Annotated in this window: 24 protein-coding genes and 1 tRNA gene; 16 read left to right on the top strand and 9 right to left on the bottom strand. The window is 68.2% G+C overall.

Going from position 1 to position 26,475, the window contains the following annotated elements:
- Positions 1 to 130: 130 nt before the first annotated feature.
- On the bottom strand, positions 131 to 847 hold the full coding sequence (locus OK17_RS17450) for a GntR family transcriptional regulator (RefSeq protein ID WP_461418195.1): 717 nt from the start codon (positions 845 to 847) through the stop codon (positions 131 to 133).
- A 168-nt stretch (positions 848 to 1,015) separates the two neighbouring features.
- Here OK17_RS17450 and OK17_RS17445 point away from each other — a divergent pair, with 168 nt between their 5' ends.
- From OK17_RS17445 to OK17_RS17420, 6 genes are read left to right on the top strand one after another with little or no spacing between them, the layout of a single operon-like run.
- Positions 1,016 to 2,005, top strand: a complete 990-nt coding sequence (locus tag OK17_RS17445) for a BMP family ABC transporter substrate-binding protein (RefSeq protein WP_461418194.1) — start codon at positions 1,016 to 1,018, stop codon at positions 2,003 to 2,005.
- A gap of 34 nt (positions 2,006 to 2,039) precedes the next feature.
- On the top strand, positions 2,040 to 3,560 hold the full coding sequence (locus tag OK17_RS17440) for an ABC transporter ATP-binding protein (protein ID WP_461418193.1): 1,521 nt from the start codon (positions 2,040 to 2,042) through the stop codon (positions 3,558 to 3,560).
- Entirely contained in the window at positions 3,557 to 4,705 is a 1,149-nt protein-coding gene (locus tag OK17_RS17435) for an ABC transporter permease (RefSeq protein WP_461418192.1), read from the top strand. Before OK17_RS17440 ends, OK17_RS17435 begins: the two co-directional genes overlap by 4 nt.
- Entirely contained in the window at positions 4,702 to 5,628 is a 927-nt protein-coding gene (locus tag OK17_RS17430; RefSeq protein WP_461418191.1) for an ABC transporter permease, read from the top strand. The genes OK17_RS17435 and OK17_RS17430 overlap by 4 nt, the downstream gene beginning before the upstream one ends.
- Positions 5,629 to 5,651: 23 nt before the next feature.
- Positions 5,652 to 6,635, top strand: a complete 984-nt coding sequence (locus OK17_RS17425) for an ornithine cyclodeaminase family protein (protein ID WP_461418190.1) — start codon at positions 5,652 to 5,654, stop codon at positions 6,633 to 6,635.
- On the top strand, positions 6,632 to 7,108 hold the full coding sequence (locus OK17_RS17420) for a nucleoside deaminase (protein WP_461418189.1): 477 nt from the start codon (positions 6,632 to 6,634) through the stop codon (positions 7,106 to 7,108). Before OK17_RS17425 ends, OK17_RS17420 begins: the two co-directional genes overlap by 4 nt.
- Positions 7,109 to 7,190: 82 nt before the next feature.
- Here OK17_RS17420 and OK17_RS17415 read toward each other — a convergent pair whose 3' ends face one another.
- Both OK17_RS17415 and mfd read right to left on the bottom strand, forming a co-directional pair.
- Positions 7,191 to 8,096, bottom strand: a complete 906-nt coding sequence (locus OK17_RS17415) for a nucleoside triphosphate pyrophosphohydrolase (protein ID WP_232719233.1) — start codon at positions 8,094 to 8,096, stop codon at positions 7,191 to 7,193.
- Between the two features lie 87 nt (positions 8,097 to 8,183).
- Positions 8,184 to 11,759, bottom strand: a complete 3,576-nt coding sequence (gene mfd / locus OK17_RS17410; RefSeq protein ID WP_232719234.1) for a transcription-repair coupling factor — start codon at positions 11,757 to 11,759, stop codon at positions 8,184 to 8,186.
- 70 nt (positions 11,760 to 11,829) lie between these two features.
- On the opposite strand from mfd, the gene OK17_RS17405 reads away from it, so the two are divergent.
- On the top strand, positions 11,830 to 12,387 hold the full coding sequence (locus OK17_RS17405) for a GNAT family N-acetyltransferase (RefSeq protein ID WP_461418188.1): 558 nt from the start codon (positions 11,830 to 11,832) through the stop codon (positions 12,385 to 12,387).
- 7 nt (positions 12,388 to 12,394) lie between these two features.
- Here the strand turns inward: OK17_RS17405 and OK17_RS17400 are convergent, their stop codons facing one another.
- Positions 12,395 to 13,978, bottom strand: coding sequence for a cation:proton antiporter domain-containing protein (locus tag OK17_RS17400; protein WP_461418187.1), 1,584 nt, complete (start codon positions 13,976 to 13,978; stop codon positions 12,395 to 12,397).
- A gap of 154 nt (positions 13,979 to 14,132) precedes the next feature.
- Between OK17_RS17400 and OK17_RS17395 the strand changes: the two genes are divergently transcribed.
- On the top strand, positions 14,133 to 14,927 hold the full coding sequence (locus OK17_RS17395; RefSeq protein WP_461418186.1) for a dioxygenase family protein: 795 nt from the start codon (positions 14,133 to 14,135) through the stop codon (positions 14,925 to 14,927).
- On the opposite strand, the gene OK17_RS17390 is transcribed toward OK17_RS17395, so the two are convergent.
- Positions 14,924 to 15,625: a TetR/AcrR family transcriptional regulator gene (locus tag OK17_RS17390; RefSeq protein WP_232719238.1), complete on the bottom strand. Its 702-nt coding sequence runs from the start codon at positions 15,623 to 15,625 to the stop codon at positions 14,924 to 14,926. The genes OK17_RS17395 and OK17_RS17390 overlap by 4 nt on opposite strands.
- Positions 15,626 to 15,717: 92 nt before the next feature.
- Positions 15,718 to 16,383: a vitamin K epoxide reductase family protein gene (locus tag OK17_RS17385; RefSeq protein ID WP_461418185.1), complete on the bottom strand. Its 666-nt coding sequence runs from the start codon at positions 16,381 to 16,383 to the stop codon at positions 15,718 to 15,720.
- 198 nt (positions 16,384 to 16,581) lie between these two features.
- Between OK17_RS17385 and OK17_RS17380 the strand changes: the two genes are divergently transcribed.
- The 4 genes from OK17_RS17380 to OK17_RS17365 are packed head-to-tail and all read left to right on the top strand — an operon-like array spanning position 16,582 to position 20,313.
- A complete protein-coding gene (locus OK17_RS17380; RefSeq protein WP_006867432.1) occupies positions 16,582 to 17,226 on the top strand; it encodes an ABC transporter permease in 645 nt (214 codons plus the stop codon).
- The gene (locus OK17_RS17375; protein WP_461418184.1) at positions 17,223 to 18,536 is read left to right on the top strand and encodes an ATP-binding cassette domain-containing protein; all 1,314 of its coding nucleotides are present in this window, start codon (positions 17,223 to 17,225) and stop codon (positions 18,534 to 18,536) included. The genes OK17_RS17380 and OK17_RS17375 overlap by 4 nt, the downstream gene beginning before the upstream one ends.
- Positions 18,533 to 19,348, top strand: coding sequence for an ABC transporter permease (locus OK17_RS17370; protein ID WP_461418183.1), 816 nt, complete (start codon positions 18,533 to 18,535; stop codon positions 19,346 to 19,348). Before OK17_RS17375 ends, OK17_RS17370 begins: the two co-directional genes overlap by 4 nt.
- A complete protein-coding gene (locus OK17_RS17365) occupies positions 19,345 to 20,313 on the top strand; it encodes a glycine betaine ABC transporter substrate-binding protein (RefSeq protein WP_232719242.1) in 969 nt (322 codons plus the stop codon). The genes OK17_RS17370 and OK17_RS17365 overlap by 4 nt, the downstream gene beginning before the upstream one ends.
- Before the next feature lie 22 nt (positions 20,314 to 20,335).
- On the opposite strand, the gene OK17_RS17360 is transcribed toward OK17_RS17365, so the two are convergent.
- Positions 20,336 to 20,407: transfer RNA gene (locus tag OK17_RS17360), tRNA-Gln, on the bottom strand.
- A gap of 123 nt (positions 20,408 to 20,530) precedes the next feature.
- Positions 20,531 to 21,286 (bottom strand): 3-oxoacyl-ACP reductase FabG, encoded by a 756-nt coding sequence (fabG, locus tag OK17_RS17355; RefSeq protein WP_232719243.1) that lies wholly within the window; start codon positions 21,284 to 21,286, stop codon positions 20,531 to 20,533.
- 278 nt (positions 21,287 to 21,564) lie between these two features.
- Between fabG and glmU the strand changes: the two genes are divergently transcribed.
- Together glmU and OK17_RS17345 are read left to right on the top strand one after the other, a co-directional pair.
- Positions 21,565 to 23,049: a bifunctional UDP-N-acetylglucosamine diphosphorylase/glucosamine-1-phosphate N-acetyltransferase GlmU gene (gene glmU / locus OK17_RS17350; RefSeq protein ID WP_232719265.1), complete on the top strand. Its 1,485-nt coding sequence runs from the start codon at positions 21,565 to 21,567 to the stop codon at positions 23,047 to 23,049.
- Between the two features lie 74 nt (positions 23,050 to 23,123).
- On the top strand, positions 23,124 to 24,101 hold the full coding sequence (locus OK17_RS17345; RefSeq protein WP_232719244.1) for a ribose-phosphate diphosphokinase: 978 nt from the start codon (positions 23,124 to 23,126) through the stop codon (positions 24,099 to 24,101).
- A gap of 90 nt (positions 24,102 to 24,191) precedes the next feature.
- Here the strand turns inward: OK17_RS17345 and OK17_RS17340 are convergent, their stop codons facing one another.
- The gene (locus OK17_RS17340; protein ID WP_461418182.1) at positions 24,192 to 25,160 is read right to left on the bottom strand and encodes an AraC family transcriptional regulator; all 969 of its coding nucleotides are present in this window, start codon (positions 25,158 to 25,160) and stop codon (positions 24,192 to 24,194) included.
- Positions 25,161 to 25,394: 234 nt separating this feature from the next.
- Here OK17_RS17340 and OK17_RS17335 point away from each other — a divergent pair, with 234 nt between their 5' ends.
- A complete protein-coding gene (locus OK17_RS17335; RefSeq protein WP_461418181.1) occupies positions 25,395 to 25,964 on the top strand; it encodes a flavin reductase family protein in 570 nt (189 codons plus the stop codon).
- 56 nt (positions 25,965 to 26,020) lie between these two features.
- Positions 26,021 to 26,475: 4-hydroxyphenylacetate 3-hydroxylase N-terminal domain-containing protein (locus OK17_RS17330; protein WP_461418180.1), on the top strand; the 455-nt coding region annotated here is incomplete at its 3' end.

The raw sequence follows: 26,475 nt of genomic DNA, 5'->3' as shown, positions 1-26,475 counted from the left end.
CTTCGAGTGAGTTCCCGCGTGCGGGTTTCCTTCCCGCCCGCACAACTCCTTCCCGCTGGCCAGACCTGACACGCGGGAAGTAAGCCGAGACGCGGGAAGAAAACCGGCAAGCGGGAAGTCGGATCCGCCGTCAGGCCCCACCCCGTCGGCGGCTCTTGGTGAGGTGCACCGGGTCGATGTCACCCTCGGACCATTCGGCGGCCATCTTCAGGCTGGCCTCGCGTCCCGAGTGCACGTGATGGAACGCCGAGTGGGCTGCGCGTTCGGGGTCGTGGGCGGCGATCGCGGCGAGGAGTTCTTCGTGTTCGCGGCATTGCACGCCGGCATCGCGGTCCCGGGTCAGATGGAACAGCCACTGTGTCCGCGCCCCGAGTGGTTGCAGGAGCGATTCGAGCAGAGGGTTGGCGGCGAGGTCGACGATCAGGCCGTGAAAACGTGCGTTGGCTTCGGCTATGGCCGCTTCGTCGCGGCGTTCGGTGGCGTCTCGGGCGATGTCGAGCTGGGCTGCGAGTGCGGCGAGTCCCTCGTCGGTGGCGCGTTCGGCGGCCAGTCGGGCCGCAAGCACTTCCAGACTCTCGCGGACGTCGAAGAGGTCGCGCACGTCGTCGACGGTGAAGGGTGAGACGATCGCACCCTGGCGGGGTACGACGACGACCAGCCCGTCACGCTGCAACCGCTGGAGCGCCTCGCGCAGCGGGATCCGGGAGACTGCCAGTTCCTCGGCCAGGTCGCGTTCGATCAGTCGCGTGCCGGGTGTGAGCTCGAGTCCGACGATGCGGGCTCGGAGTTCGTCGTAGGCGACGTCCCGCAGCGATCTGCGGTTGGTCACGTCCTCTGCGGCTGTCACCGTTGACCTCCTTCTCTCTCAATGCTTTCCAGCATCCGCGACCGGCACACTTAACGGTATACCAGTAACAGTCTTCTTACCGGCTCGACATCCGCCGGTAATAGAACGACCCGATCCTTCTCGTAACGGTATACCGCTAACAAACACCACTGGATCGGGAGAAACCCCATGAAGATCACGACCGCCAAGACCCTGTCCCTCGTCGCCACCGGAATGCTCGCCCTGGGTCTCACCGCGTGCGGCACCTCCGACTCCGGCTCGTCCGACGACACCCTGTCCGTCGGCGTCTTCCTCCCCGGATCGATCAACGACACCGGCTTCATGGAATCGGGATACGCCGGCATCGAACGCATCCGGGCCGAGTACGGCGACAAGGTCGACATCAGCTTCGTCGAGCAGGTCGCCGCCGCCGACTACCAGCAGACCCTGCAGCGGTTCGCCTCGCAGAACGAGCTCGTCATCTCCGTCGGCGGTCAGACCGACTCAGACCTGCGCGCCGTCGCCCCGCAGTTCCCCGACGTCACATTCGTCGAGATCGGCGGACCCGCGGACGCCGAACCGCTGCCGAACCTGGCCTACTACGACCCGCAGCAGGCCGAGGCGGAGTTCCTGTCCGGCGCGGTGGCCGCGTCGTCGTCGAAGACCGGGACCGTCGGCTTCATCGGCGGGGTGGAGCTCCCCGCAATCGTCAACGCCGCCGGGGCTTTCGGCAACGGCGCCCGCTTCGTCCGGCCGGATGTGAAGGTCCTCGCGCCGCAGTACGTCGGTGACTTCAACGACCCGGCCAAGGCCAAGCAGGCCGCCGGCGCGGCCTACGCGAGCGGCGCCGACGTCCTCGGTCAGATCGTGAACCTCGGCAAGCAGGGCATCGAGCAGGCCGCCAAGGGCTCGGGCAACCGTTTCAACGGCGGCCCCATCCCCGGCGACTGCGCGAACCCCGTCTACGCCGGCTTCGTCCGGACCGACATCGGCACCGAGATCGAGTACGCGGTGTCCTCGGTGCTCGACGGAACCTGGACTGCCGCACAGGTTCCCTTCGGTATCACCTCCGACAAGGGCGGCACCGACTTCATCGTGTGCTCGACCGACCCGGCCGTGACCGATGCGCTGTCGAAGGCCAAGGACGCGGTCATCGCCGACTCCGTCGAGCTGTACTGACGGTCGCGAGAACCTCGGACGAGAGGCGATGACGATGAGCACCACCACGCTGCTGTCGATGGAAGAGATCGGCAAGTCGTTCGGCCCGGTCCGCGCCCTGGACGCGGTGACACTGACCGTGCGACCCGGTTCGGTCCACTGCATCCTCGGTGAGAACGGCGCAGGCAAGTCGACGCTGTGCAACACCATCTACGGCACGGTCTCCCCCGACATCGGAACCATGACCCTCGCCGGCGCCGAGTACCGGCCCCGCAACCCGTCGGACGCGCTGCAGGCCGGCGTCGCGATGGTGCACCAGCACTTCTCGCTGATCTCGACGATGACTGTCGAGGACAACCTCCTGTTGGGACGCAAGGGTTTCCGACCGCCGCGTCGCGCACTGGCGGCAGACCTCGACCGGATCGCCGACTCCTACGGGCTGCAGGTCGATCCGCACGCCACGGTCGGCGACCTGACGGTCGGCGCGCGGCAGCGGGTCGAGATCGTCAAGGCCCTGCTGCACGATCCCCGGTTGATCCTGCTCGACGAGCCCACGGCGGTCCTCGATCCCGACGAGATCGACGCGTTGATCACGACCTGCCATGCGTTGGCCGCCGACGGCCGGTCCGTCGTGCTCATCACGCACAAACTCGGCGAGGTGGCCCGCGCCGCCGACGAGGCGACCGTCCTGCGCGGCGGGACCGTCGTCGGCGGAGGGCGGCTCGCCGACGTGCCGTTGCCCTCACTGCTGACCCTGATGCTCGGTGACAAGAATCCCCATACCGCGACCCCGCTTCGACGCCAGGGAGATTCGGCGCCCGCCGTCGAACCGATGCTGGAGCTCGACGGTCTCACCGTCACGCGCCCGGACGGCAGCACCGCCCTGTCGGGTGTCTCGCTGAGCGTCGGGCGCGGCGAGATCGTCGGGGTTGCCGGGGTGGAGGGCAACGGTCAGTCCGAGCTCACCGCCCTGCTGTCGGGCGCACTGCCCGCCGACGCCGGCACCGTAAAGCTCGACGGCGTCGACCTCACCGGCGGGTCGCCGGCGCACCGCACAGCCGCGGGCCTGGCGGTGATCCCGGAGGATCGGCACGCCGAGGGCATGATCGGGGAGCTGTCGATCGCCGAGAACCTCGCGCTGCCGAGGCTCAAGGACTACCGCCGCTGGGGTCTGCTCGACCGCGCCCGGATCCGCGCCGACGCCGCCACGGCAATCGCCGACTACTCGATCCGGGCCGCCGGCCCCGACGCCCCGATCGGTTCGCTGTCGGGCGGCAACCAGCAGAAGGTGGTTCTCGCCCGTGAGTTGTCCACCCCGGGTATGCGCGCCGTGGTCGCCGCTCAACCCACCCGCGGTCTCGATGCCGGAGCCGTCGCCTTCGTGCTGGAACGCCTGCGGGCGGCCGCCGACGACGGAGCCGCGGTGCTGGTCACCTCCAGCGAACTCGACGAACTGCTGGCCGTGTGCGACCGGATCGTCGTGGCCTACCGCGGCACCCTGCTCGGACCGGTGAGCACCGACTCCCCCACCGCCGCCACCGATATCGGCGTCCTCATGACCGGAGTACCCGCATGACCACCAACTCCGCTCCCACACGATCGCGGCGTCTGCCGTCGTCGGACCGTCTGCATCTGCGCCATCCCCTCGTGATCGCGGTCGCCGCACTGATCGTCTCGGCGCTCGTCGGTCTGGGACTGGCCGCCACCGCCGGCGCCGGCCCCGCCGAGGTCGTCACCGCACTGGTCGACGGCACCCTGGGTTCGCCCTTCGCGATCGGCACGTCATTGAACAGCGCGGCCGTCCTGATGCTGGTGGCCGTCGGGTTCACGATCGCCTACCGCGCCGGGCTGGTGAACGTCGGCGGCGAGGGCCAGATCTGCCTGGGCGGGATCGCCGCGACCGCCGTCGGTGTCTCGCTTCCCCATTCGACGCCCCTGCCGCTCGGCCTGACGCTGGTGCTGCTCGCCGCGGCGCTCGCGGGTGCGGGCTGGGCCGCGATCGCCGCCTGGTTGCGGGTGCGCCGCGGCACCAGCGAGATCATCACCACCCTGCTGCTGAACTTCGTCGGCCTCGCCCTGGTGGTGTTGATGGTCCAGGAACCCTCCCTGCTGCGGCAGCCGATGACCTCGTCGGAAACCCTGCCGCAGTCGGAACCGCTGTCCGACGCCGCCCGACTCCCGCTGCTGGGGCTCGAGAAGAGTCCGGCCACGATCGCCATCGTGATCGCAGTGGTCGCCGCGATCGCCGTGGGAATCCTGCTGCGCCACACCGTCACCGGCCTGCGGTTACGGAGCGTGGGGCTGTCGCCCACCGCGTCGGCCCGATTCGGCGTACCCGTCGACCGCACCTCCTCGCTCAGCCTGGCCGCTGCGGGCGGGTTCTCGGGGGTCGCCGGCGGACTGCTGGTGGCGACGGCGCCGTTCGTCCTCGCCGACGGGTTCTCCTCTGGTTTCGGGTTCTCCGGTCTGGTCGTCGGGCTGCTCGCCCGGGGATCGATGACCGCCGTCGCCGCGGTGTCCCTGCTGTTCGGCTTCCTGGTCTCGGGCGGCATCAATCTCCAGCTCGCCGCGGGGGTTCCGGCCTCGACGATCACGGTCGTACAGAGCGTGCTGATCATCCTCATCGCGGGCGCCGCCTGGTGGACGACCACCAACCGCCCACCCCGCAAACCCTCATCCGCGACCACCACCGACAGCGCCGCCGAGGAGGTGCTCGTATGAACGCCGACATGATCACCGAAGTGCTCACCAGCGGAGTCGCCTTCGCCATTCCGCTTCTGTTGGCCGCCACCGGGGAATCGATCTCCGAACGTGCCGGGGTGCTCAACCTGAGCATGGAAGGCATGATGCTCACCGGTGCGTTCGCCGCTGTGCTCTCGTCGGCGACAACCGGTTCGGCCACCCTCGGCGCCGTCGCCGGGGTCTTCGCCGGCCTCATATTCGGTCTGGCCCAGGCGTTGCTGAGCGTGCGGTTGCGCGCCGACCAGATCGTCACCGGCGTGGCCGCCAACGCGCTCGCCCTCGGTCTGACGACGTTCGGGGCGCGGGTCCTCCTCGGCGACGGCAAGGGGCAGAACGTGCCCGCCTTCGACGACATCCACATCCCGGTCCTGAGCGAGCTGCCGATCGTCGGACCCGCACTGTTCGGGCAGACCGTTCTGGGCTACGCCTGTCTCGTGATCGTCGCGGCGCTGGCCGTGGTCTTCTCGCCCCGCACCATGACCGGCATCCGGGTCGACGCGGCCGGCGAGGATGCGACCTCGGCGGGCTGGACCGGAGTGGCGGTCAACCGGATCCGCGTTCTCATGGTGCTCGTCGCGGCCGGAACCGGAGGACTGGCAGGCGCTCAGCTCGCACTGTCCGAGGTCGGCTCATTCAGCGAGAACATGACCGCCGGCATGGGTTATCTCGCGGTGGTCGCGGTGATCGCCGGCCGCTGGAAGGTGTCCGGGATCATCTGGGCCACTCTGCTTTTCGGCGCGGCCCGCGCGCTCCAGTTCGCCCTGCCCGCACTCGGCGTGAACATCCCCTACGCAGTGCTCGTGATGCTGCCCTACATTCTCGCGATCGTCGCCGTCAGCGGTTTCGCCGGAGGGCGCAAAGCCCCGTCCGGTCTCACCGTCCCGTACGTCGGCCGCGTCTGACGTCTCCAGGAAGGCCCTGTTCCATGACCCTCGTTCTCACCCACTCCGACATCTCGGCGCTGATCGACCGCCACGCGGTCTTCGACGCCGTCGAACGCGCCCACGCGGACCTGTCCACCGGCACCGCCGCCAACCCGGCCCCGGCCGTGATGCCGCTGCCCGACGGCGGGTCGGTGCTGCCCATGGCCGCCACCGCGACCCGCCAGCGCGCCAGCACCGTGAAGCTGCTGTCGGATATGCCGGGCAACCGTGCGGCCGGCCTGCCCACCCAGCGGTCGACCATCCTGCTGGTGTCCGATCGCACCGGTGAATGTGAGGCCGTCCTGGACGGGCGGCTCATCACCGCCATCCGGACCGCCGCGGCGAGTGCGGTGGCCACCGCGCACCTCGCACGCTCGACGAGTTCGACCCTCGGCCTCATCGGGGCGGGCACCCTCGCCGTCGAGCACACCCGCGCGATCGCCCGGGTCCGGCCGATCGACAAGGTCGTCGTGTGGTCACGCACCGAGGCGACCGTCGACGAATTCCGATGCCGGACAAGCGATCTGGATGTACAGGTCGTCTACGCCGACACACCCCACGATGTCCTCGCGACCGCCGACATCGTGTGCACGCTGACCCCGTCGAAGGACCCGATCGTCCGTGGCGCCTGGTTCCGCCCCGGACTGCACCTCAACGCCGTCGGCGCACCGCCGCGCGCCGATCACCGTGAGATCGACGGGCCCGGCATGGGCACGGGCCGACTCGTCGTCGACAGTCGCGCCACCGCGCTGGCCAAGTCGGGAGATGTCCTGCTCGCGGTCGCCGAAGGACACCTCACCGAGGACGCGGTCGCGGTCGAGCTGGGGGACGTGATCGTCGATCCCCGACTCGGCCGACGCAGCGACGACGACATCACCCTGTTCAACTCCGTGGGCATCGGCCTGCAGGATCTCGTGACCGCCCGCCTCCTCGTCGACGCCGCCCTCGCATCCGACATCGGAACCAGAGTAGAGATGAGCGCATGAGCGAGAACGCATCACAGCAAGGGTTCCTGACGCGAGCCATCGAACTCGCCGCCGAGGCCGCCACCGGAGGGAACCGCCCGTTCGGTGCCGTACTGGTCGACGCCGGCGGCGCGGTACTCGCCGAGGGCCGCAACGAGGTGGCCTCCGCCGGGGACGTCACCGCGCACGCGGAGCTCGACGCGATTCGCCGGGCCACCGCCGACGGGCACGCCGACCGATTTGCCGGCGCGACGATGTACGCGAGCGGGGAACCGTGCCCGATGTGCGCCACGGCCTGCGTGTGGGCCGGTGTCACCCGCATCGTCTTCGCCGCCTCCACGGCGGGGTTCTCCACCTTCCTCACCGAGGGGCCGCACTTCTCGCTCACGTGCGCCGACGTCATCGCCGCCACCGACGCGGACGTCGCGGTCACCGGGCCGGTCGACGAGCAGCTCGCCCTCGAGGTGATGCGCACCGCAGTGACGTCCCGGTAGTACACCACGCGCGGCGCTCACGAAATCCGTTCGCGCTCACCCAATTTGCGTGAGCGGGAACGGATTCGGTGAGCGAAACCCATCAGTCTGGCAGCACACTCTCCCAGGCCTCGCGCGAATTCAGTTCGATGCCACGCTCTTTCGCGCGACCCTCGGCCTCGCGGACCGACGCCATGAGCGCAAGGGCCTTGTCCCGGGCCTGCGCCTCGATGCTGTCGTCGCCGGCCGTGACGGTGACGGTCCACGTCTCGGCCGGGATGGTGTCCACCGGATACGACGCCGCGGTGAGTCGTTCGAGGATCTTCTGCAGCAGGGCCAGCGACGGCTGCGTCGTCGCGACGCCGTCGAGGACGGAGCCGCGCTTCTTCTCCGCGGCCTTGCGTTCCTCCCACTCGCGGATCTGGGTCTCGAGGTCGGCGTGGGCACCGGACAGCACGCCGGGGGTACGGCCCATCACCTTGGAGGTGAAGCTGCGGGCGACGTCGTCGATGTCGAACGGCGCCTCGGGATCGTCGGCGGCGATGCGCGCGTGGAAGAGCACCTGCAGCAACAGGTCCCCGAGTTCTTCCCTCAGTTCGACCTGGTCGCCGGCCTCGATGGCGTCGAGCAGCTCGTAGACCTCCTCGAGGAGGTAGCGACGCAGCGAGTGGTGGGTCTGGGTGCTCTCCCACGGGCCGTTGCGGCGCAGGGTGTCCATGAGGGCGACGGAGTCGAGCAGGGCCATCCCCGACACCTTCGCCGCGGTGATGACCTGCTCACCGCGGGCGAGACGGGCGCGGACGAGTGGGTGATCGGCGTTGGTGCTCACCAGTACGGAGTCGACGGGTGTCTCAGCGAGCACCTCGTCGAACACCGCGTCGACGTGGTCGAACTCCCATAGGAGACTGGCGGGCACGTCCTCGGTGACCTTCACCGGTCCGGTGAGCCACGCGCGGGCCCGGATGGGGATCAGGTCGGGCCGTGCCGGGTCCAGCAGCACCACCGTCATTCGTCGTACGCCCTTTCTCGACCCCCCTGTTGTCCATCAACCTAACCCCCGAACCCGTCGACGCCGCCCGCCTCGCCGACAACCGGCTCAGCCGTTCGGCTCCGGCTTCAGCTGCGTCAGGAACGTGGTGAGGTACTCGATGAGCTCGTCGTCGCGCAGCCGGGCCGATCCCACTCCCCCGGTCCGCGGGATCGGGAGGGTGACCACCGACGTCGTCGCACGGAAGGTCGCCGAGGAGTAGAGCCTGCGCAGACGCACCTGCTCGCTGTCGAGGAGCGGCAGCGGCGAGATCTTGACGCCCTGCCCGGCCAGCCCGATCTCGGTGATGCCGCGTTCGCGGCACCGCAGACGCAGACGGGCGATCGACGCCAGACGCGTCGTCTCGACCGGCGGCGGACCGTAGCGGTCGTTGAGCTCGACGAGCACCGCGTCGACCGCGGCGTCGTCGGTGGCCGACGCCAGCTTGCGGTACGCCTCCAGACGCAGACGGTCGGAGTCGACGTATTCGACCGGGATGTGCGCGTCCACCGGCAGGTCGATCCGCACCTCCCCGGTCTCCTGGGTCTCGACGGGCTTGCCGTCGGCCGCAGCGCGATACGCCTCGACGGCCTCGCCGACGAGCCGCACGTAGAGATCGAAACCGACGCCCGCGACGTGACCGGACTGTTCGGCCCCGAGAACGTTTCCGGCGCCGCGCAATTCGAGGTCCTTGAGCGCCACGGCCATACCGGCGCCGAGTTCGTTGTTCTGCGCGATCGTCGCGAGGCGGTCGTAGGCGGTCTCGGTCAGCGGCCGGTCCGGGCTGTAGAGCAGGTAGGCGTAACCGCGCTCGCGACTACGGCCGACGCGTCCGCGCAACTGATGGAGCTGCGACAGACCGAGGTTCTCGGCGCGGTCGACGATGAGCGTGTTGGCGTTGGAGATGTCGAGACCGGTCTCGATGATGGTCGTACAGACCAGCACGTCGTATTCGCGGTTCCAGAATCCCGACACCGTGCGCTCGAGCTGATCCTCACCCATCTGACCGTGGGCGACAACGACTCTCGCCTCGGGGACCATCGCGGCGATGTCCTTGGCCGTCTTGTCGATGGTCGAGACCCGGTTGTGCACGTAGAACACCTGGCCGTCGCGGAGCAACTCACGGCGGATCGCGGCGGCGACCTGTTTCGGCGCGTAGGCGCCGACGTAGGTGAGCACCGGATGGCGCTCCTCCGGCGGGGTGAGGATCGTCGACATCTCGCGGATGCCGGCCATCGACATCTCCAGGGTGCGCGGGATCGGCGTCGCCGACATCGTCAGCACGTCGACGTGCGTACGCAGCGACTTGATGTGCTCCTTGTGTTCGACGCCGAAACGCTGTTCCTCGTCGACGATCACGAGACCGAGGTCTTTCCAGGTGACACCGGTCTGCAGAAGGCGGTGGGTGCCGATGACGATGTCGACCTCACCCTTGGCCATGGCCTCGGTGATCTCGCGGGATTCCTTGGGGTCGGTGAAGCGCGACAGCCCGCGCACCCGAACCGGGAAACCACTCATCCGCTCGGTGAACGTCTGCAGATGCTGTTGCGCGAGAATGGTCGTCGGCACGAGGACGGCGACCTGCTTGCCGTCCTGCACGGCCTTGAACGCGGCGCGCACGGCGATCTCGGTCTTGCCGTAGCCGACATCGCCGACGATGACGCGGTCCATCGGGACCGGACGTTCCATGTCGGCCTTGACCTCGGCGATGACGGTCAGCTGATCGATCGTCTCGGTGAAGTCGAAGGCGTCTTCCATCTCCTGCTGCCACGGGGTGTCGGGCCCGAAGGCGTGTCCCGGGGCGGCGTGGCGCGCGGCGTAGAGCTGCACGAGCTCGCCCGCGATCTCGCGAACGGCCTTGCGCGCCTTGCGCTTGGTGTTCTGCCAGTCCGACCCGCCGAGCTTGGACAACGACGGCTGTTCGCCGCCGACGTACCGGGACAGCTGGTCGAGTGCGTCCATCGGCACGTACAACCGATCGGCCGGCTGACCGCGTTTGCTCGATGCGTACTCGAGGACGAGGTACTCGCGCCGAGCACCCGAGACGGTGCGTTCGATCATCTCGACGAACTTGCCGATGCCGTGCTGGTCGTGCACGACGAGGTCGCCGGCGGTCAGCGCCAGCGGGTCGACCTGGTTGCGGCGCTTGGCCGGGAGTTTGCGTCCGTCGCGGACGTTCGCGACGCGGGTACCGGTGAGGTCGGCCTCCGTGACCACCACGAGTCCGGCGTCGGCACAGACGATTCCGTTGCGCAGCGTGGCACCGAAGACCGCGACCTCGCCCGGTTCGGGACGATGCCCCGGCTCGGCGATGACATACGGGACCTCGGCCTCGGACAGCCGCTCGCCGACGCGCTGGGCGGTGCCCTTGCCGGTGACGACGATGGCGGCGGTCTTGCCGTCGGACACGTGGGCCCGCAGCTGGGCGAACGTGGCCGCGATCTCGCGCTCGTCGCCGCGCGGTGCGGGTCCGGGGGCGAGGTCGAGTTCCAGTTCGTTCCCGCTCCCGGTGGACAGCGGTGACAGCGTCCACCAGGGCCGCTTGGCCTGTAGTGTCGCTTCGCGCACGTCGCCGAGCGAACGGTAGGCGCTGGCCTGCAGGTCGATGCCGGTCCCCGATCGCGGGTCGATCGGTGCGTTCGCACCCATCGCCGCGGCCGTCCAGGACGCCTCGAGGAACTCCGCACCTGTCTTGGACAGGTCGGCCGCGCGGGTTCGGACCTTCTCGGGGTCGAGGATGAGCACCCGCGTCCCGTCGGGGACGACCTCGGTGAGGAGCTGCATCTCGCCGTCGACGAGCGCCGGGATGAGCGCCTCCATCCCCTCGACGGGAATGCCCTCGGCCAGTTTGGCGAGCATCTCGTTGAGCGCGGTGTCGTTGGGATTCTCCGCCGCGAGATCGCTTGCGCGCGTTCGCACCTTCTCGGACAGCAGCAGTTCGCGACCCGGGTGGATGCGGACCTCGGAGGCGTCGACCTCGGGCTGGCTACGCTGATCGGCGACCGAGAACGCCCGGATCTCGGTGATCTCGTCACCCCAGAACTCGACGCGGACCGGGTGGTCGGCGGTCGTCGGGAAGACGTCGAGGATGCCGCCGCGGACCGCGAACTCGCCGCGGCGTCCGACCATGTCCACACGTTCGTAGGCCATCTCGACGAGCTGGGCGAGCAGGCCGTCGAAGTCGACCTCGATGCCCTCGCGCAGGGTGACGGTGGCGACCTCGCCCAGGCCCGGCGCCATCGGCTGCACGAGCGAGCGGACCGTGGTGACCACGACCCGTAGCGGGTTGTCACCGGGATTGGCGAGACGGTGCAGGACCGCGAGGCGCTGGCCGACGGTGTCCGCGCTCGGCGACAGCCGCTCGTGCGGAAGGGTCTCCCACGAGGGGAACTGGGCCACCGCATCGGGATCGTCGAGCAGTTCGGCCAGCTCGGCCGTCAGGTCGTCGGCCTCGCGGCCGTTGGCCGAGACGACCAGCAGCGGGGCGTCGGAGCCTGCGGCCAGACAGGAGACGAGGAACGGCCGGGCCGCGTCGGGCGCAGTGATGTCGAGGCGACGTTCGGCACGGCGTTCGTGCACCTCGCGGAAGGATTTGTCCGCACACGCGAGCGCGGCCAGACCGGACAGGGCACGGGGCGTCGACACTCGCTCGATTGTATTGGGCCCCGATGACAGCAGTGGAGTCGGGCGACCGCGCTCGCCTAATCTCATCGGCATGACCGAGCCCGAATCCGTGGTCGACGCCGCCGGAGTCCAGGTGTCCGACGCCACCATCGACGATCTCGAGGCGGTCGCCGAGATCTATGCGCACTACGTGCAGCACACCGTCGCGACCTTCGACTACGTCGTGCCCACGCTCGACGAGTGGCACGCCAAGTACGCGGCGATCACCGGCGCCGGGCGGCCGTTCGTGGTGGCACGAGCATTCGACGAGGCGGGTCTCGAACGGATCGTCGGCTACGCCTACCTCGGCACGTTCCGCGGGATGCCGGCGTACGACCGGTCCACCGAGGACTCGATCTATGTCCGTCCGGGCCACGGCGGTCGCGGCGTCGGATCGGCACTGATGGCCGGGATGCTCGACCGCGCGAATCGCGACAACGTGCGTCAGATCGTGGCGGTGATCGCCGCGACCGGCGGTGAGGGCTCGGTCGCCCTGCATTCGCGGTTCGGGTTCACCGAGGTCGGGCGTCTGCGGTCGATCGGCCACAAGGCCGACCAGTGGATCGACTGCGTGTACATGCAGAAGGACCTCTGGGAGCCCTCTTCGTAGTCAGGTCTCAGCGGTCGAGTCCCGCGGCCTCGGCGGCAGCGTCGGCCAGACCGACGCCGGTGCCCTCGTAGATGTGGAAGGCGACGTCGGCGCCGCGGCCGAGCAGTTCGTCGCGTTCGTCGTCGTACTGGGCGACGACGGCGATGGTGCCGTCGAAGTCCCGTTCCTCCACCCGGTCGAGGGCCACCAGATTGGACCCGTGGAACGGCATGGCCATCACGAGGATGTCGAGGTCGGAGACCCCTTCGCACCGTTCCCAGAAGCCCGTCTCGGTCGCGTCCGCCTCGATCACGCGGAATCCTCGCCCGCGCAGGTTCGCCACCTTCAGGGGATCGTTCTCGACGCCGACGACGTTCAGTCCGTACTCGTCGGCGAGCCGGTTGTAGACCGAGCTGCCCACCCGGCCGAGACCGAAGACGACCGCACGGGCGGGCGCCAGGTCGATCGCCGCGTCGTCGGGATGGGCGCTCGCGGCCGCCGTTCTCGGGACGTATGCCGAGAGCCGAGCCACCAGGTTGGAACCGCGACGGTTGACGAGGGTCGAGAACACGAAGCTCGCCGCGACCGCGACCGAGGTGACCACCAGCCAGTCGTCGTCGAGCAGGTCGTTGCTCACGCCGTTCGATATGACGATGAGCCCGAACTCGGAGAAGTTCGCCAGCGCCAGCCCGGCCAGGATCGAGGTTCGCCGGCGCAGACCGAACATGGCCAGCACGAAGGTGAACAGCGCCGCCTCGAGCGGCAGGAGGAGCACGAGGACCAGGCCGACGAGCACGGTGTCGAGGGTCGGCGTCACGTGCAGGCCGATCGAGACGAAGAAGCCGACCAGGAGCAGTTCGCGGAGTCCGAACAGCGTGCGCGACAGCTCACCGGCTCGCGGATGCGAGGCCAGCAGGACGCCGATCACCATGGCGCCGAAGTCGCCCTTGATGCCGACGGTCTCGAACAGCCAGTACCCCGGCACGAGCGCCATGGTGACGCCGAAGAGCGTCTGGAGTTCGCCGTGCCCGAGGCGGTTCCAGAGTCGCCGGACGATCCATGCGCCGGGGATCAGGAGCAGCAGTGCGAACGCCCAGGGGCTGGGTGGCTCCCCGCTTCGCGCCGTGAGATAGACGACGGCGACGACGTCCTGCAGCACCAGGATGCCGATGGCGATGCGGCCGTAGAGGGAGTGGGACTCCGAGCGTTCGTCGAGGACCTGGACCACGAAGACCGTGCTCGAGAACGACAACGCGAAACCGAGCAGGGCGAGCGTCTTCCACGACTCGCCCGCCAGCATCTCGACGCCGAGCACCGAGAGCAGTCCGAGGAAGCCGGTGGTGAGGCCGAGGAGCACCCCGAGATTGATCCCGGTGGTGAGGAAGACCTCGCGCCGGTAGAGCATTCGCAGATCGAGTTTGAGACCGATGGTGAACAACAGGATCGTCACGCCCAGATCTGCGAGCGTGTCGATGATCGGCAGGTCGTCGATGCCCGGCGAGTGCAGGATGAAGCCTGCCGCCAGGTACCCGACCAGCGTCGGCAGACGGACCAGTCGCGCCAGGAAGCCACATCCGAAGATGACGACGAGATAGATGCCGACTGTCTCCACGTGCCGGGAGTCCCTTCCGCTCTGGCCCGCGAGCCGCCGCCGGGGATGTCTCGAACGTTATCGCCGTGTGCGAGACGACGTGGGCGGCACGCCGATTCCCCGTCCTCCGCGGCCCTCGGGAACGAAACGGACCGTAGTCCGGTTAAGATCGGGCATGCCCAGCTCGAACTCCCCCACCCGGCAACCCGCGCTTTTCCTGTCCCACGGCGCCCCGCCGCTCGTCGACAGCCCCACCTGGGTCCGCCAGCTGGAGAAGCTTGCCGGCGAGCTCGCCCGTCCGACGGCGATCCTCATCGTGTCCGCGCACTGGGAGGCGGCACCCCTGACCATCGGCTCCACCGACTCCCGGACGCCGCTGACCTATGACTTCGGCGGCTTCCCGGAGAAGTACTACCGCGTCCGGTACCGGTCGCCCGGCGCGCCTGAACTGGCCCGACGCGTCGCCGCGATGATGCCCGACGGCGAAACGATCGCCCACGACCCCAACCGTCGCCTCGACCACGGCGCCTATGTACCGATGACCGTCATGTATCCCGAGGCGGACATCCCGGTCCTGCAGATCTCCCTGCCGAGCCTCGACCCCGAGCGGCTGCTCGAACTGGGCCGACGCCTCACACCGCTGCGTGACGAGGGCGTCCTGATCATCGGGTCCGGTTTCACCACCCACGGCCTGCCGTTCCTGCGCGATTGGCGGCCGGAGGCGACTCCCCCGAGCTGGTCGGCCGAGTTCGACTCATGGGCTGCCGAACGGTTCGCCGCCGGAGATGTGGAGTCGCTCATCCGCTTTCGGCAGACCGCACCCGGCATGCCGTACGCACATCCGACGATCGAACACTTCGCGCCGCTGTTCGTCGCGCTCGGCGCGAGCGACGACGTCGAACAACGCCCGGATCAGGTCATCGACGGGTTCTGGATGGGGCTCTCCAAGCGGAGCCTGGTGCTCGCCTAACCGTCCTCGGCCGTCGTCCGCTCGCGGGGTTCGACGTAGTCGGGACCGACGAGGTCCGGTGACGGGTCGAGGCGGGTCAGGCCGTTCCAGCAGAGGTTCACCAGATGGGCGGCGACGACCTCCTTCGACGGTTCCCGGACGTCGAGCCACCACTGGGCCGTCGACGACACCATGCCCACGAGAGCCTGCGCGTAGAGCGGGGCGAGGGCGGGATCGAAACCGCGGCGTTCGAAGTCGCCGGCCAGGATGTGTTCGACCTGGCTCACCGCGTCGTTGAGAAGACTTGAGTAGGTGGCCGTTTCACCGGTCGACGCGGTGCTGTCGCCGCGGACGAGGATGCGGAACCCGTCCGTGCGCTCCTCCATGTAGGTGAGCAACGCGAGCGCGACCTGCTGGATGCGGTACAACGACCGGTTCTTCGACAGCGAGGCGGTCACCATCTCGAGCAGCGTCTCCATCTCGCGGTCGACGACGACCGCATAGAGACCTTCCTTGCCACCGAAGTGTTCGTACACGATCGGCTTGGAAACGCCTGCGCGCTGCGCGATCTCCTCAATGGAGGTGCCCTCGTAACCGCGTTCGGCGAACAGTCCGCGCGCCACCTCGATCAGCTGTAACCGCCTCTGTGCACCGGTCATCCGCGCCCGGGGTGCGCGCTGCACCTCGGCCGCACCCTCCGCCGGACGTCCGATCGCCATGCGCCAAGCCTAGGACGAGACGCCGCAGAATCACGAATGTTGCGCCACTTTCGCTCCCTGAGGTGCGAGCGTCTCTGCTCCCTGATCCACCCTCAGTACAGGCTCGACCAGTACGACCAGAAGCGCACCGCGATGAGCACGATCACGACCGCCACGAAGAGCACCAGGATCAGGGCGTGGCTGCGGGCGACCGCGAGCGCCACCCCGGATCGCGAGGTCAGGCCGCTCGCGTGGAGGTTGCGCACGCTGACAAAGACGAAGATCGGCAGGGTCACCGCCCACACGACCATGCAGTACGGGCACAGCGCGCCGATCGAGTAGAGGCTCGAGTAGATCAACCAGCAGATGAAGGTCATCGCCGCGGTCACGCCGACCTGCAGTCCCGCCCAGTACCAGCCCGCGAGACGAGCACCCGCGAGGATCGCCACGCCGGTGGTGATCACCACGGCGAAACCGGCGATGCCCAGCAACGGGTTCGGGAATCCGAACAGGGCGGCCTGCGGTTTGCCCATCACCGACCCGCAGCTCAGGACCGGGTTGAAGTTGCACGACGGCACGTAATCGGGGTTCTTGAAGAGTTCGATCCGTTCGACGGTGAGCACGAACGACGCCACGAACCCGATCGCGCCGCCGACGATCAGGACCCAGGCGACGATCCGCGTCCAGGAACGGACGGCTTCGGCGAGAAGGGCCCGGTCGTCTTCCGGGTCGAGCTCGGTCGTGGTCGGTGTCGCATCGGCGGGGGCGCTCTCACTCACCTCTCCAGGATGACACCGCCCGGAGTGGTCACCGACGGTCGACGTGCGCGGAATCGTGCCGACTGTGGCCGAACGCAACCGGTGGAGGGTTATCCGCCCACGGTGAGGGTAAAGGCACGCGTGATCCGACAAATGTCGGCACCGGCTCACGCCGATGCGTAATGTCGCATTCACCAAAAAGGGGATGGGAACACAACCGTGCAATTGTGGGATTACATCGGCGACAACGCTCGCTCCCTCACGTTCTTGACGTACCAACATGCGTCGCTGTCCTTCCAAACCGTGCTGGTCGGCACCCTCGTCGCCATCGCGGTGGCCGCCCTGGTCTACCGGCTTCCGTTGGCCTCGGCACTCACCTTGACGTCCAGTCGTGTGGCGCTGACGATTCCGTCGCTCGCCCTGCTCGCGCTGCTGATCGTCCCGTTCGGGCTCGGCGTGACACCGTCGTTCCTGATGCTCGCGTTCTTCGCGATGCTCCCGGTGATCGGCAACGCGGTGGTCGGTTTGCGTTCGGTGCCGCCCTCGGTCGTCGAATCCGCCCGCGGCATCGGACTTTCACGCTGGCGCATCCTGCTGACGGTCGAACTACCGATCGCGTGGCCGGTGATCCTGACCGGAATCCGGGTGTCCACGCAGATGATCGTCGGCGTCGCGGCGATCGTCGCCTACGTCCTCGGCCCCGGCCTGGGATCGCTGATCTTCAACGGCCTCGCACGACTCGGAGGCGCGAACGCCCTCGAATCAGCGCTGGCCGGAACGCTTCTCATCGTCATCATCGCGCTCGTCTTCGATGCTCTCCTGGTTCTGCTCGGCCGACTCACCATCTCCAAGGGACTCTCATGACCGACTCCACCACCGCCCCGTCGTCGAAAACCCCGACCGGCCAACCGTCGTCCGGCGCCAACGGTCGCGTCGTCACCGGCGAATCGATCCGCCTCGAAGGCGTCGTCAAGCGCTACCGGGGCCAGTCCAAGCCCGCGGTCGCACAACTCGACCTAGAGATCGACGCCGGTGACATCGTCGCCTTCGTCGGCCCGTCGGGTTGCGGCAAGACCACGACCCTCAAGATGATCAACCGGCTCATCGAGCCCACCGAAGGCCGGATCTACATCGGCGGACGCGATGTGACCGAGGAGAACCCGGACAAGCTCCGCCAATCCATCGGTTACGTCATCCAGTCCGGCGGACTCTTCCCCCACTGGTCGGTCAGCAAGAACATCGGCACCATCCCGCGAATCCTCAAGTGGGACAAGAAACGCATCGCCGAGCGCACCGAATACCTCATGGACCTGGTCGGACTCGACGCCGCGACCTTCGCCGACCGCCTACCCAAGGACATGTCCGGCGGTCAGCAGCAGCGCGTCGGCGTGGCCCGTGCGCTGGCGGCCGACCCGCCCGTCCTGCTGATGGACGAACCGTTCGGCGCCGTCGACCCCATCACACGAGCCCGCCTGCAGGACAAGCTCATCGCCATCCAGCACGAGCTGGGTAAGACGATCGTCGTCGTCACCCACGATTTCGAAGAGGCCACCAAACTCGGTGACAAGGTCCTCATCCTCTCCGAGGGCGGACACATCGAACAGTTCGCCCCGCCGGAGGAGATCCTCGCCAACCCGGCCAGCCCGTTCGTCGAAGAGTTCGTCGGTTCCGGCGCGACACTGGCCCACCTGACCCTCACCCGCGTGCGCGACGTCGAGTTCAAGCAGGTGGTCACCGCCCGTGTCGGCGAATCGTCCGGCGGCGTCGTCGCCCGCGCCCGGGCCGCCGGCGAGGAGTGGCTGGTCGTCGTCGACGATCACGGCCGGCCGCGCGCTTGGCCGAGCATCGCCGAGGTTGCCGCCAAACCCGAGGTGTCGGACTACCTCGACCCGCGGTTGCCCGTCGTCGCACAGTCGTCGACGCTCAACGACGCCCTCGACTCGATGCTCGCCACCAGCCAGGGCGGCGTCCTCGTCACCGACGGACGCGGCGCGGCGATCGGCGCGCTGAACATCGCGTCGGTGATGGAGGCGATCCGCGGACAGCTCGCGGATGTCCGGGACGACGACCACGTCGGTTACATCGACCACACCGAGGGAACCGCGCCTGCGGAGACCCCGGTCGTCGCGGCCGACGACGAGTCCGCGCCCGCCGAACCGAGCGCCGAACGATGACCGCCGTCGCCGACGAGTCCGCGCGGGTCACCGCGGCGTCAGAGGCACCGGTCCAACCACCTCGGAATGGTTTCCGGCGCCGGTTCGCGAAGATCCCCATCGATGTCTGGTTCGAACCCCTGGTGATCATCGTCATCGGCGTCGGGTTCCTGATCTGGTACCAGCGAACCACGTTCACCGAGACCGAGAGCGCCTCGATGTCGTGGCCGGCCCTTCGGTCGACGATCCTCGACCACATCCAGCTCACGCTCACCGCCACCGTGATCGTGGTGTGCATCGCGATCCCGCTCGGCATCGCACTGACCCGCCCATCCCTGAAGTGGCTCAACCCGATTGCGGTCAACATCGCCAACATCGGGCAGGCGGCCCCCGCCATCGGTCTGCTGGTGCTGTTCACGTTCTGGCTCGGCACCGGTTTCAACACGGCGGTCGTCGGTCTCGTCGTCTACGCCGTGCTCCCGATCCTGCAGAACACGATCGTCGGTCTGCGCCAGGTCGACCAGCGGACGGTCGAGGCCTCCCGCGGCATCGGATTGTCCGCGGCACGAACGCTTTTCCAGGTCGAGCTGCCGCTCGCTGTTCCGGTGATCCTGAACGGCGTGCGCACCGCGCTGGTCATCCTGGTCGGTACCGCGACCCTGAGCACGTTCATCGGTGCGACGAGCCTCGGCACGCTCATCACCACCGGCATCACCCTGTTCCTGCCGAAACTGCTCGTCGCCGGCGCGATTCTGGTCGCACTCCTGGCGATGACGATCGACTGGCTCGGACGGCTCGTCGAACTGGCCGCGACACCGCGAGGAATCTCATGAGAAAGTCCGTCCTGGCCGTCGTCACGGCGATGCTCATGGTGGTGGTCGCGGGCTGCGGGCTGGTCAGCTCGTCGGGCACCTTCCGCGAGGCCTTCCTCACCGACGGGTCGACACCCCTGGAGGGCACCAAGGTCCGGGTCACGTCGAAGAACTTCACCGAATCGGTTCTGTTGGGCAAGATCACCGCGACCTACCTCGGCGCGGCGGGTGCTGCGGTCGAGGACCTCACCAACGCACCGGGTTCGATGTCCTCACGGCAGGCGCTGCTCAACGGTGACGCCGACATCCTGTGGGAGTACACCGGTACCGCCTGGCAGACCTACCTGGGCGAGACGGAGACCATCTCCGACCCGAACGAGCTGTGGAAGCGGGTGCGCGACGCCGACCGCGCCAACGGCGCCGAGTGGCTGCCGCCGGCGTCGTTCAACAACACCTACGCGTTCGCGGCGTCGGCGCCCACGGCGAAGCGTCTCGACGTGAAGACGATGTCGGACATCACGAAGCTCCCCGTGTCCGAGCGGACGTTCTGCATCAATGACGAGTTCCTGAGCCGCGCCGACGGGATGATCCCGATGCTGAAGGCCTACGACATGCCACTCGGCACGCCCAACGGTGTGCCGAAGAATAACGTGACCACCATGGACTCCGGTGTCGTGTACACCTCGACGGCCAAGAGCGAACCCTGCAATTTCGGCATGGTGTACTCGACGGACGGTCGGATCAAGAACCTGGATCTCACAGTCCTCGAGGACGACCGGAAGTTCTTCCTGCCGTACAGCGGATGCGTCGTCGTCAGCACCAAGCTCAACGAGCAGGCGCCGGAGATCGCCGAACTGATGGCGCCGGTGTCGACCAAGCTGACCGACTCGGTGATGCAGGAACTCAACGGCCGCATCGACATCGACGGCGAAGACCCCGCCGACGTCGCCTACGACTGGCTGAAGGAGGAGGGGTTCATCGCCTAGCGGCGCACACGCTTCGCGAGAGCTCCCCCACCAGGACTCGAACCTGGAATGCCTGAACCAAAATCAGAAGTGTTGCCGATTACACCATGGGGGAATACTGCGCTGACGATTGTGCCACAGGCCCGCGGCGCACCGACCCGGGCACTCTCGTCAGCAAGACCTCATTTCGACGCCGCGACTTCGATCGAGGTCGCGGCGTCGAGATGACGTCTGGGGGTCAGTCCTTCGGGCCGCCGGCGACGTAGACGACCTGTCCGGAGACGAAGCCCGCGCCCTCGCTGATGAAGAACGACGCGGTGTGGGCGATGTCCTCGGGGACGCCGACGCGGTTCACCGGGATCTGGGCGGCGGCGGCCTTCTTGAAGTCCTCGAAGGGCACGCCGACGCGCTCGGCGGTGGCGGCGGTCATCTCGGTCTCGATGAAGCCGGGGGCGATGGCGTTGGCGGTGACGCCGAACTTGCCCAGCTCGATGGCCAGGGTCTTGGTGAAGCCCTGCATGCCGGCCTTGGCGGCCGAGTAGTTGACCTGGCCGCGGTTGCCGAGAGCCGAGGTGCTCGACAGGTTGACGATGCGACCCCAGCCGGCGTCGACCATGTACTTCTGGGCCGCCTTGGTGACGTTGAAGGCACCGCGCAGGTGGACGGCCATGACGGCGTCCCAGTCCTCGACGGTCATCTTGAACAGCAGGTTGTCGCGGGTGATGCCGGCGTTGTTGACGACGACGGTCGGTCCACCGAGCTCGGCAGCGACCTTCTCGACGGCGGCTTGGACCGACGCCTCGTCGGCGACGTTCGCACCGACGGCGATGGCCTTGCCGCCCTTGTCGGTGATGGCCTTGACGGTGTCGGCGCAGGCGTCGGCGTCGAGGTCCAGGACGGCCACGGCGAGGCCGTCGTCGGCGAGTCGCTTGGCCACGGCAGCACCGATGCCCCGTGCCGCGCCGGTGACGATCGCGGTCTTCTGCGTGCTCATTCATACCTCCGTTGGTCAGGTGTGCGGGCCGGTCGCCCGGCCCGCGCTGGTCCGCTCCCCGCCTGCGCGTCGAAGCCGAACGCCCAAGGCGCGCCGATCGAACGCTCGGGGAAACGCGGTCCCCTGTGTTCTATCAGGTGAGGTCCGAAGACGTGTGTTCCATCACGTGACGGCGCCGCATTCAGCGAGAATCGGTGCGGCGCGTTATCGGAACCGCAGTACCGGTGCGTAGGATCGCACCCGACGTGAACACCGATCAGGAAGAGGGTGGGCATTCGATGTCGGGAACGTCGTCATCTGTGGCCGTGATCGTGCTGGCCGCGGGTGCCGGTACCCGGATGAAGTCCAAGACCCCCAAAATCCTCCATACGATTGCCGGCCGATCACTCCTGGGCCACTCGCTCCACGGCACCTCGGGCATCGATCCCGAGCACCTCGTCGTCGTGGTCAGCCACGAGCGTGAGCTGGTCTCCGCAGCCGTCGCCGACCTCGCCACCGCACTGGGCCGCGAAATCGCGATCGCCGAGCAGGACGAGCCGCGCGGCACCGGCGACGCCGCCCGCGTCGGACTCACCGCACTCCCCGACGACTTCGACGGAACCGTCATCGTCACCGCCGCCGACGTCCCGCTCCTCGACGCCGACACCCTCCGCGGCCTCATCGGGACCCACACCGCCGACGGCGGCGCCGCGGTCACCCTCACCAGCTTCATCGCCGACGACCCGACCGGTTACGGACGCATCATCCGCGCCGACGACGACTCGGTGCGCGCCATCGTCGAACACAAGGACGCATCTCCCGAGCAGCGGGCCATCACCGAGGTCAACGCCGGCGTCTACGCCGTCGACGCCACCGCGCTGCGGGACGGACTGTCGAAGCTGTCGACCGACAACGTCCAGGGCGAGTTCTACCTCACCGACATCGTCGAGATCGCCCGCGAGGCCGGCCAGGCCGTCCGCGGGTTCACCGTCGCCGATCCCGTGCTCGTCGCCGGCTGCAACGACCGCGCGCAGCTCGCCGACCTCGGCGCCGAGCTCAACCGCCGGATCATCCGCCGCCACCAGGTCGACGGCGTCACCGTCGTCGACCCGGCCACCACCTGGATCGACATCGACGTGACGATCGAACCGGATGTGCGCATCGAACCCGGCACCCAGCTCTACGGCCGTACCCACGTCGCCGCCGACGCGGTCGTCGGGCCCGACACCACGCTCACCGACGTCACGATCGGCGAGGGCGCCCATGTCATCCGCACCCACGGCAGCGACGCCGTCATCGGCGGCAGCGCCTCGGTCGGTCCGTTCGCCTACCTGCGCCCGGGCACCGTGCTGGGCGTCGCGGGCAAGATCGGGACCTTCGTGGAGACCAAGAACTCGACGATCGGCGACGGCTCCAAGGTCCCGCACCTCACCTACGTCGGCGACGCCACGATCGGCGAGCACACGAACATCGGGGCGTCGAGCGTTTTCGTCAACTATGACGGCGTGAACAAGCACCGCACGGTGATCGGCGACCACTGCCGCACCGGCTCGGACAACATGTTCGTCGCCCCGGTGAGCATCGGTGACGGGGCATATACCGGCGCCGGAACCGTCGTGCGGCAAAATGTACCGCCGGGAGCCCTCGCGGTCTCGGCGGGAACACAACGTGTCATCGAGGACTGGGTCGTGCGCAAGCGGCCCGACACCGCGGCGGCACAGGCAGCCATCGAGGCACTCGGCAACGCCTCTGCGGCACGCGACAAGGACTCCGGGCCCGCCTAGCGGACCCGAAAACCCCTGCCGTTCGCGGCAGGACGCCCCAACTGATCGAAACCGAAACGGACAGAAGAGTTTTCATGACCTGGACCACCGACAACCAGAAGAACCTGATGCTGTTCTCTGGTCGTGCCCACCCCGAACTGGCTGAAGCAGTCGCCGAAGAACTGGGCATCAAGGTGACCCCCCAGACGGCACGCGACTTCGCCAACGGCGAGCTGTTCGTCCGTTTCGAGGAGTCCGTTCGCGGCTCGGACGCGTTCGTGCTGCAGAGCTGCCCCTACCCGCTGAACCAGTGGGTCATGGAAGCCCTGATCATGATCGATGCGCTCAAGCGTGGTTCGGCCAAGCGCATCAGCGTGATCCTGCCGTTCTACCCCTACGCCCGCCAGGACAAGAAGCACCGCGGACGCGAGCCCATCTCGGCCCGCCTCATCGCCGACCTGCTCAAGACCGCGGGCGCCGACCGCATCATCACGGTCGACCTGCACACCGACCAGATCCAGGGCTTCTTCGACGGTCCCGTCGACCACATGCACGCCCTCGGCCAGCTCGCCGGCTACGTCTGCGACAACTACGGCACCGACAACGTGACCGTCGTGTCGCCGGACTCCGGTCGCGTGCGCGTCGCCGAGAAGTGGGCCGACGCCCTCAGCGGCGCTCCCCTGGCCTTCATCCACAAGACCCGCGACCCGCTGGTTCCCAACCAGGTCAAGTCGAACCGCGTGGTCGGTGAGGTCGAGGGACGCACCTGTGTCCTGATCGACGACATGATCGACACCGGCGGCACCATCGCCGGCGCGGTCCGCGTCCTCAAGGAGGCCGGTGCCGGCGACGTCATCATCGCCACCACCCACGGCGTCTTCTCCGACCCGGCCGCGGAGCGTCTCGCCGGCTGCGGCGCCAAGGAGGTCATCGCAACCGACACGCTGCCCATCCCGCCCGAGAAGCGTTTCGAGAACCTGACCGTCCTGTCGATCGCCCCGCTGCTCGCACAGACGATCCGCGAGGTCTTCGAAAACGGCTCGGTCACAAGCCTGTTCGACGGTATCGCCTAGTCTTCTCAGCCCCTCTCACCACCGCGCCCGGATGTTCTCGCGAACATCCGGGCGCGGTGTTTTGCTGGGGGCGAAATGAGGTCGCACCGGCTAGGCCCCGGCCATCCGCCGGGTCTCCGACGGCGCGACGCCGTACTTGCGTCGGTAGGCGGCGGCGAAGCGGCCGGTGTGCATGACGCCCCAGCGGGTGGCTATGTCGGTGACGGTCGAGGTGACGCCGCAGGTCAGCAGGTCGTTGTGGATGCATTCGAGCCGGACGTCGAGCACGTACTCCATCGGGCTCATCCCCACGCATTCGCGGAAACCCTGCTGCAGGCGGCGGGCGCTGACCGTCCCGATCTCCGCCAGCTCACCCACGGTCCACGGTCGTGCCGGGTCGGCGTGGATGGCGTCGATGACGCGCTTGACCATGCGCGGCCGGGTGCCGGCCAGCGGATCGTCGGTCTCGGGTAGCGCCGCGAGAACCAGTGCGGTGGTGAGCATTCCGCCGAGCTGCTCGGCCATGCGCGGGTTGCGAAGCAGGATGCTGTCACACTGTGCGACCTGCTGGCGCGCCGACCGCATCAGTCCCAGCCATTCGGCACCGGCCCCGGTCCGCAGGTCGAGTTGCCGGGTCAGCGACCGGCCGGGCCGTCCGGCGATCCGGTCGATCTCACGCTGCAGATAGTCGCGCTCGACCTTGAAACCGATGATCTCGCAGGTCTTGCTCCAGTTGGTGATCACCGTGGGAGTGTCGGGCGGGTTGAGTGTCGCCTGCCCCGGTTCGGAGACGATCTCCCGGCCGTCGGTCACCGAGGCGATGCTGCCGGACAACGGGATGTTGATGGCCCACGCCCCCGGATGGTCGGAGTCGATAGAGACATCCGCGCCGAAGCCGATCCGCGCGAGCACCGTCGAGCCGATGGCCGTCGATTCCAGTCGATAGTGCGAGGCGTCGTCGCGGGACAGCGGACGCAGCTCATGCGGGAAGTACGCATCTGCGACGACCTCGTGGACCTCGTCCCAGTCCGCGATCCCCGACTCCACGACGCGACGGGGCGTCGGTGTCTGCTGCGACATCGATCCCCCTGCGTGGTCGGTCCCCGAGGTAAGTGGCTCTGCCCTCACGAGGTCCAGCGTAACTGTGACTGCCATCACTTCTGGCAGGTGGCAGCGATCCAGATCGCATCGTTGCGCACATCGGATCGACCCTTCGCAATCCGGATCGACGGATTGTGACGGCGGTCATACGTTTGGTCGCACCGCCACACCAGACACCCACCAGCCACTGCCAGAGCAAAGGAGCTGATCCCCATGGACCAACGCACGATGCGCAACATCTTCGGACAGTTCGCCACCGGCGTCACCGTCATCACCTGCGCGAACGACGAGGGCACCCCGCACGGCGCGACGGTCACCGCGTTCACCCCGATCTCGATCGAGCCCCGGCTCTGCCAGGTCACGCTGACCCGCAAGTCGAAGGCTTGCGCCTACCTCGACGACGCACCGTTCGCGGTGAACATCCTCAAGTCGGATCAGCTCGACACCGCCATGCACTTCGCCGGCAAGCCGCAGGACCACGGGCCGGAATGGAGCGCGGACTGGCTCGTCCCCGCGCTGGCCGGCAACGCCGCGACCCTCATCTGCAACCCCTGGGCGTCCTACGACGGCGGCGACCACGTCATCTACGTCGGCGAGATCGTCGACGCCCACGTCGACACCGAAGCCGAGCCGCTCCTGTTCTACCGCAGCAAGTTCCACGACCTCGGCGAGACCTCCGGCGCCGCCGCGTACTGCGGCAACCTCGACGATCCGCACAGCCGCTGGTTCGATGCCACCGCCCGGTTCACCCCGAGCTGCGTACCGCTCTCTGCGGTCTCCTGACCGACCATCCGCCCACCGACCACATCACCTGTCGCACAACCGAAGTGAGGACAATCATGACCGCTATCGACATCGCCCCCGACACCGAGACCACCGAGGCGACGACCGTCGACCGCTCGAAGGTGAACGTCGCCGCCGACTCCGAGGCGAACCGCACCGAGAACTTCGCCTCCAAGCCGATGACCGGCGACGAGTACATCGAGTCGCTACGCGACGACCGCGAGATCTGGCTCAACGGTGAGCGCGTCAAGGACGTGACAACCCACGAGGCCTTCCGCAACCCGATCCGGATGACCGCGCGCCTCTACGACGCGATGCACGACCCGGCGACGAAGGACAAGGTCACCGCACCCACCGACACCGGCAACGGCGGCGTGACGATGCCGTTCTTCCGCGCACCGAAGTCGGCCGACGACCTACGCGCCGACCGTGACGCCATCGCCACCTGGGCGCGGATGACCTACGGCTGGATGGGCCGCAGCCCCGACTACAAGGCCAGCTTCCTCGGCAC

It is taken from the genome of Gordonia sp. GN26 (assembly GCF_054823965.1).
This window is presented reverse-complemented; position numbering and strand designations above follow the sequence as displayed.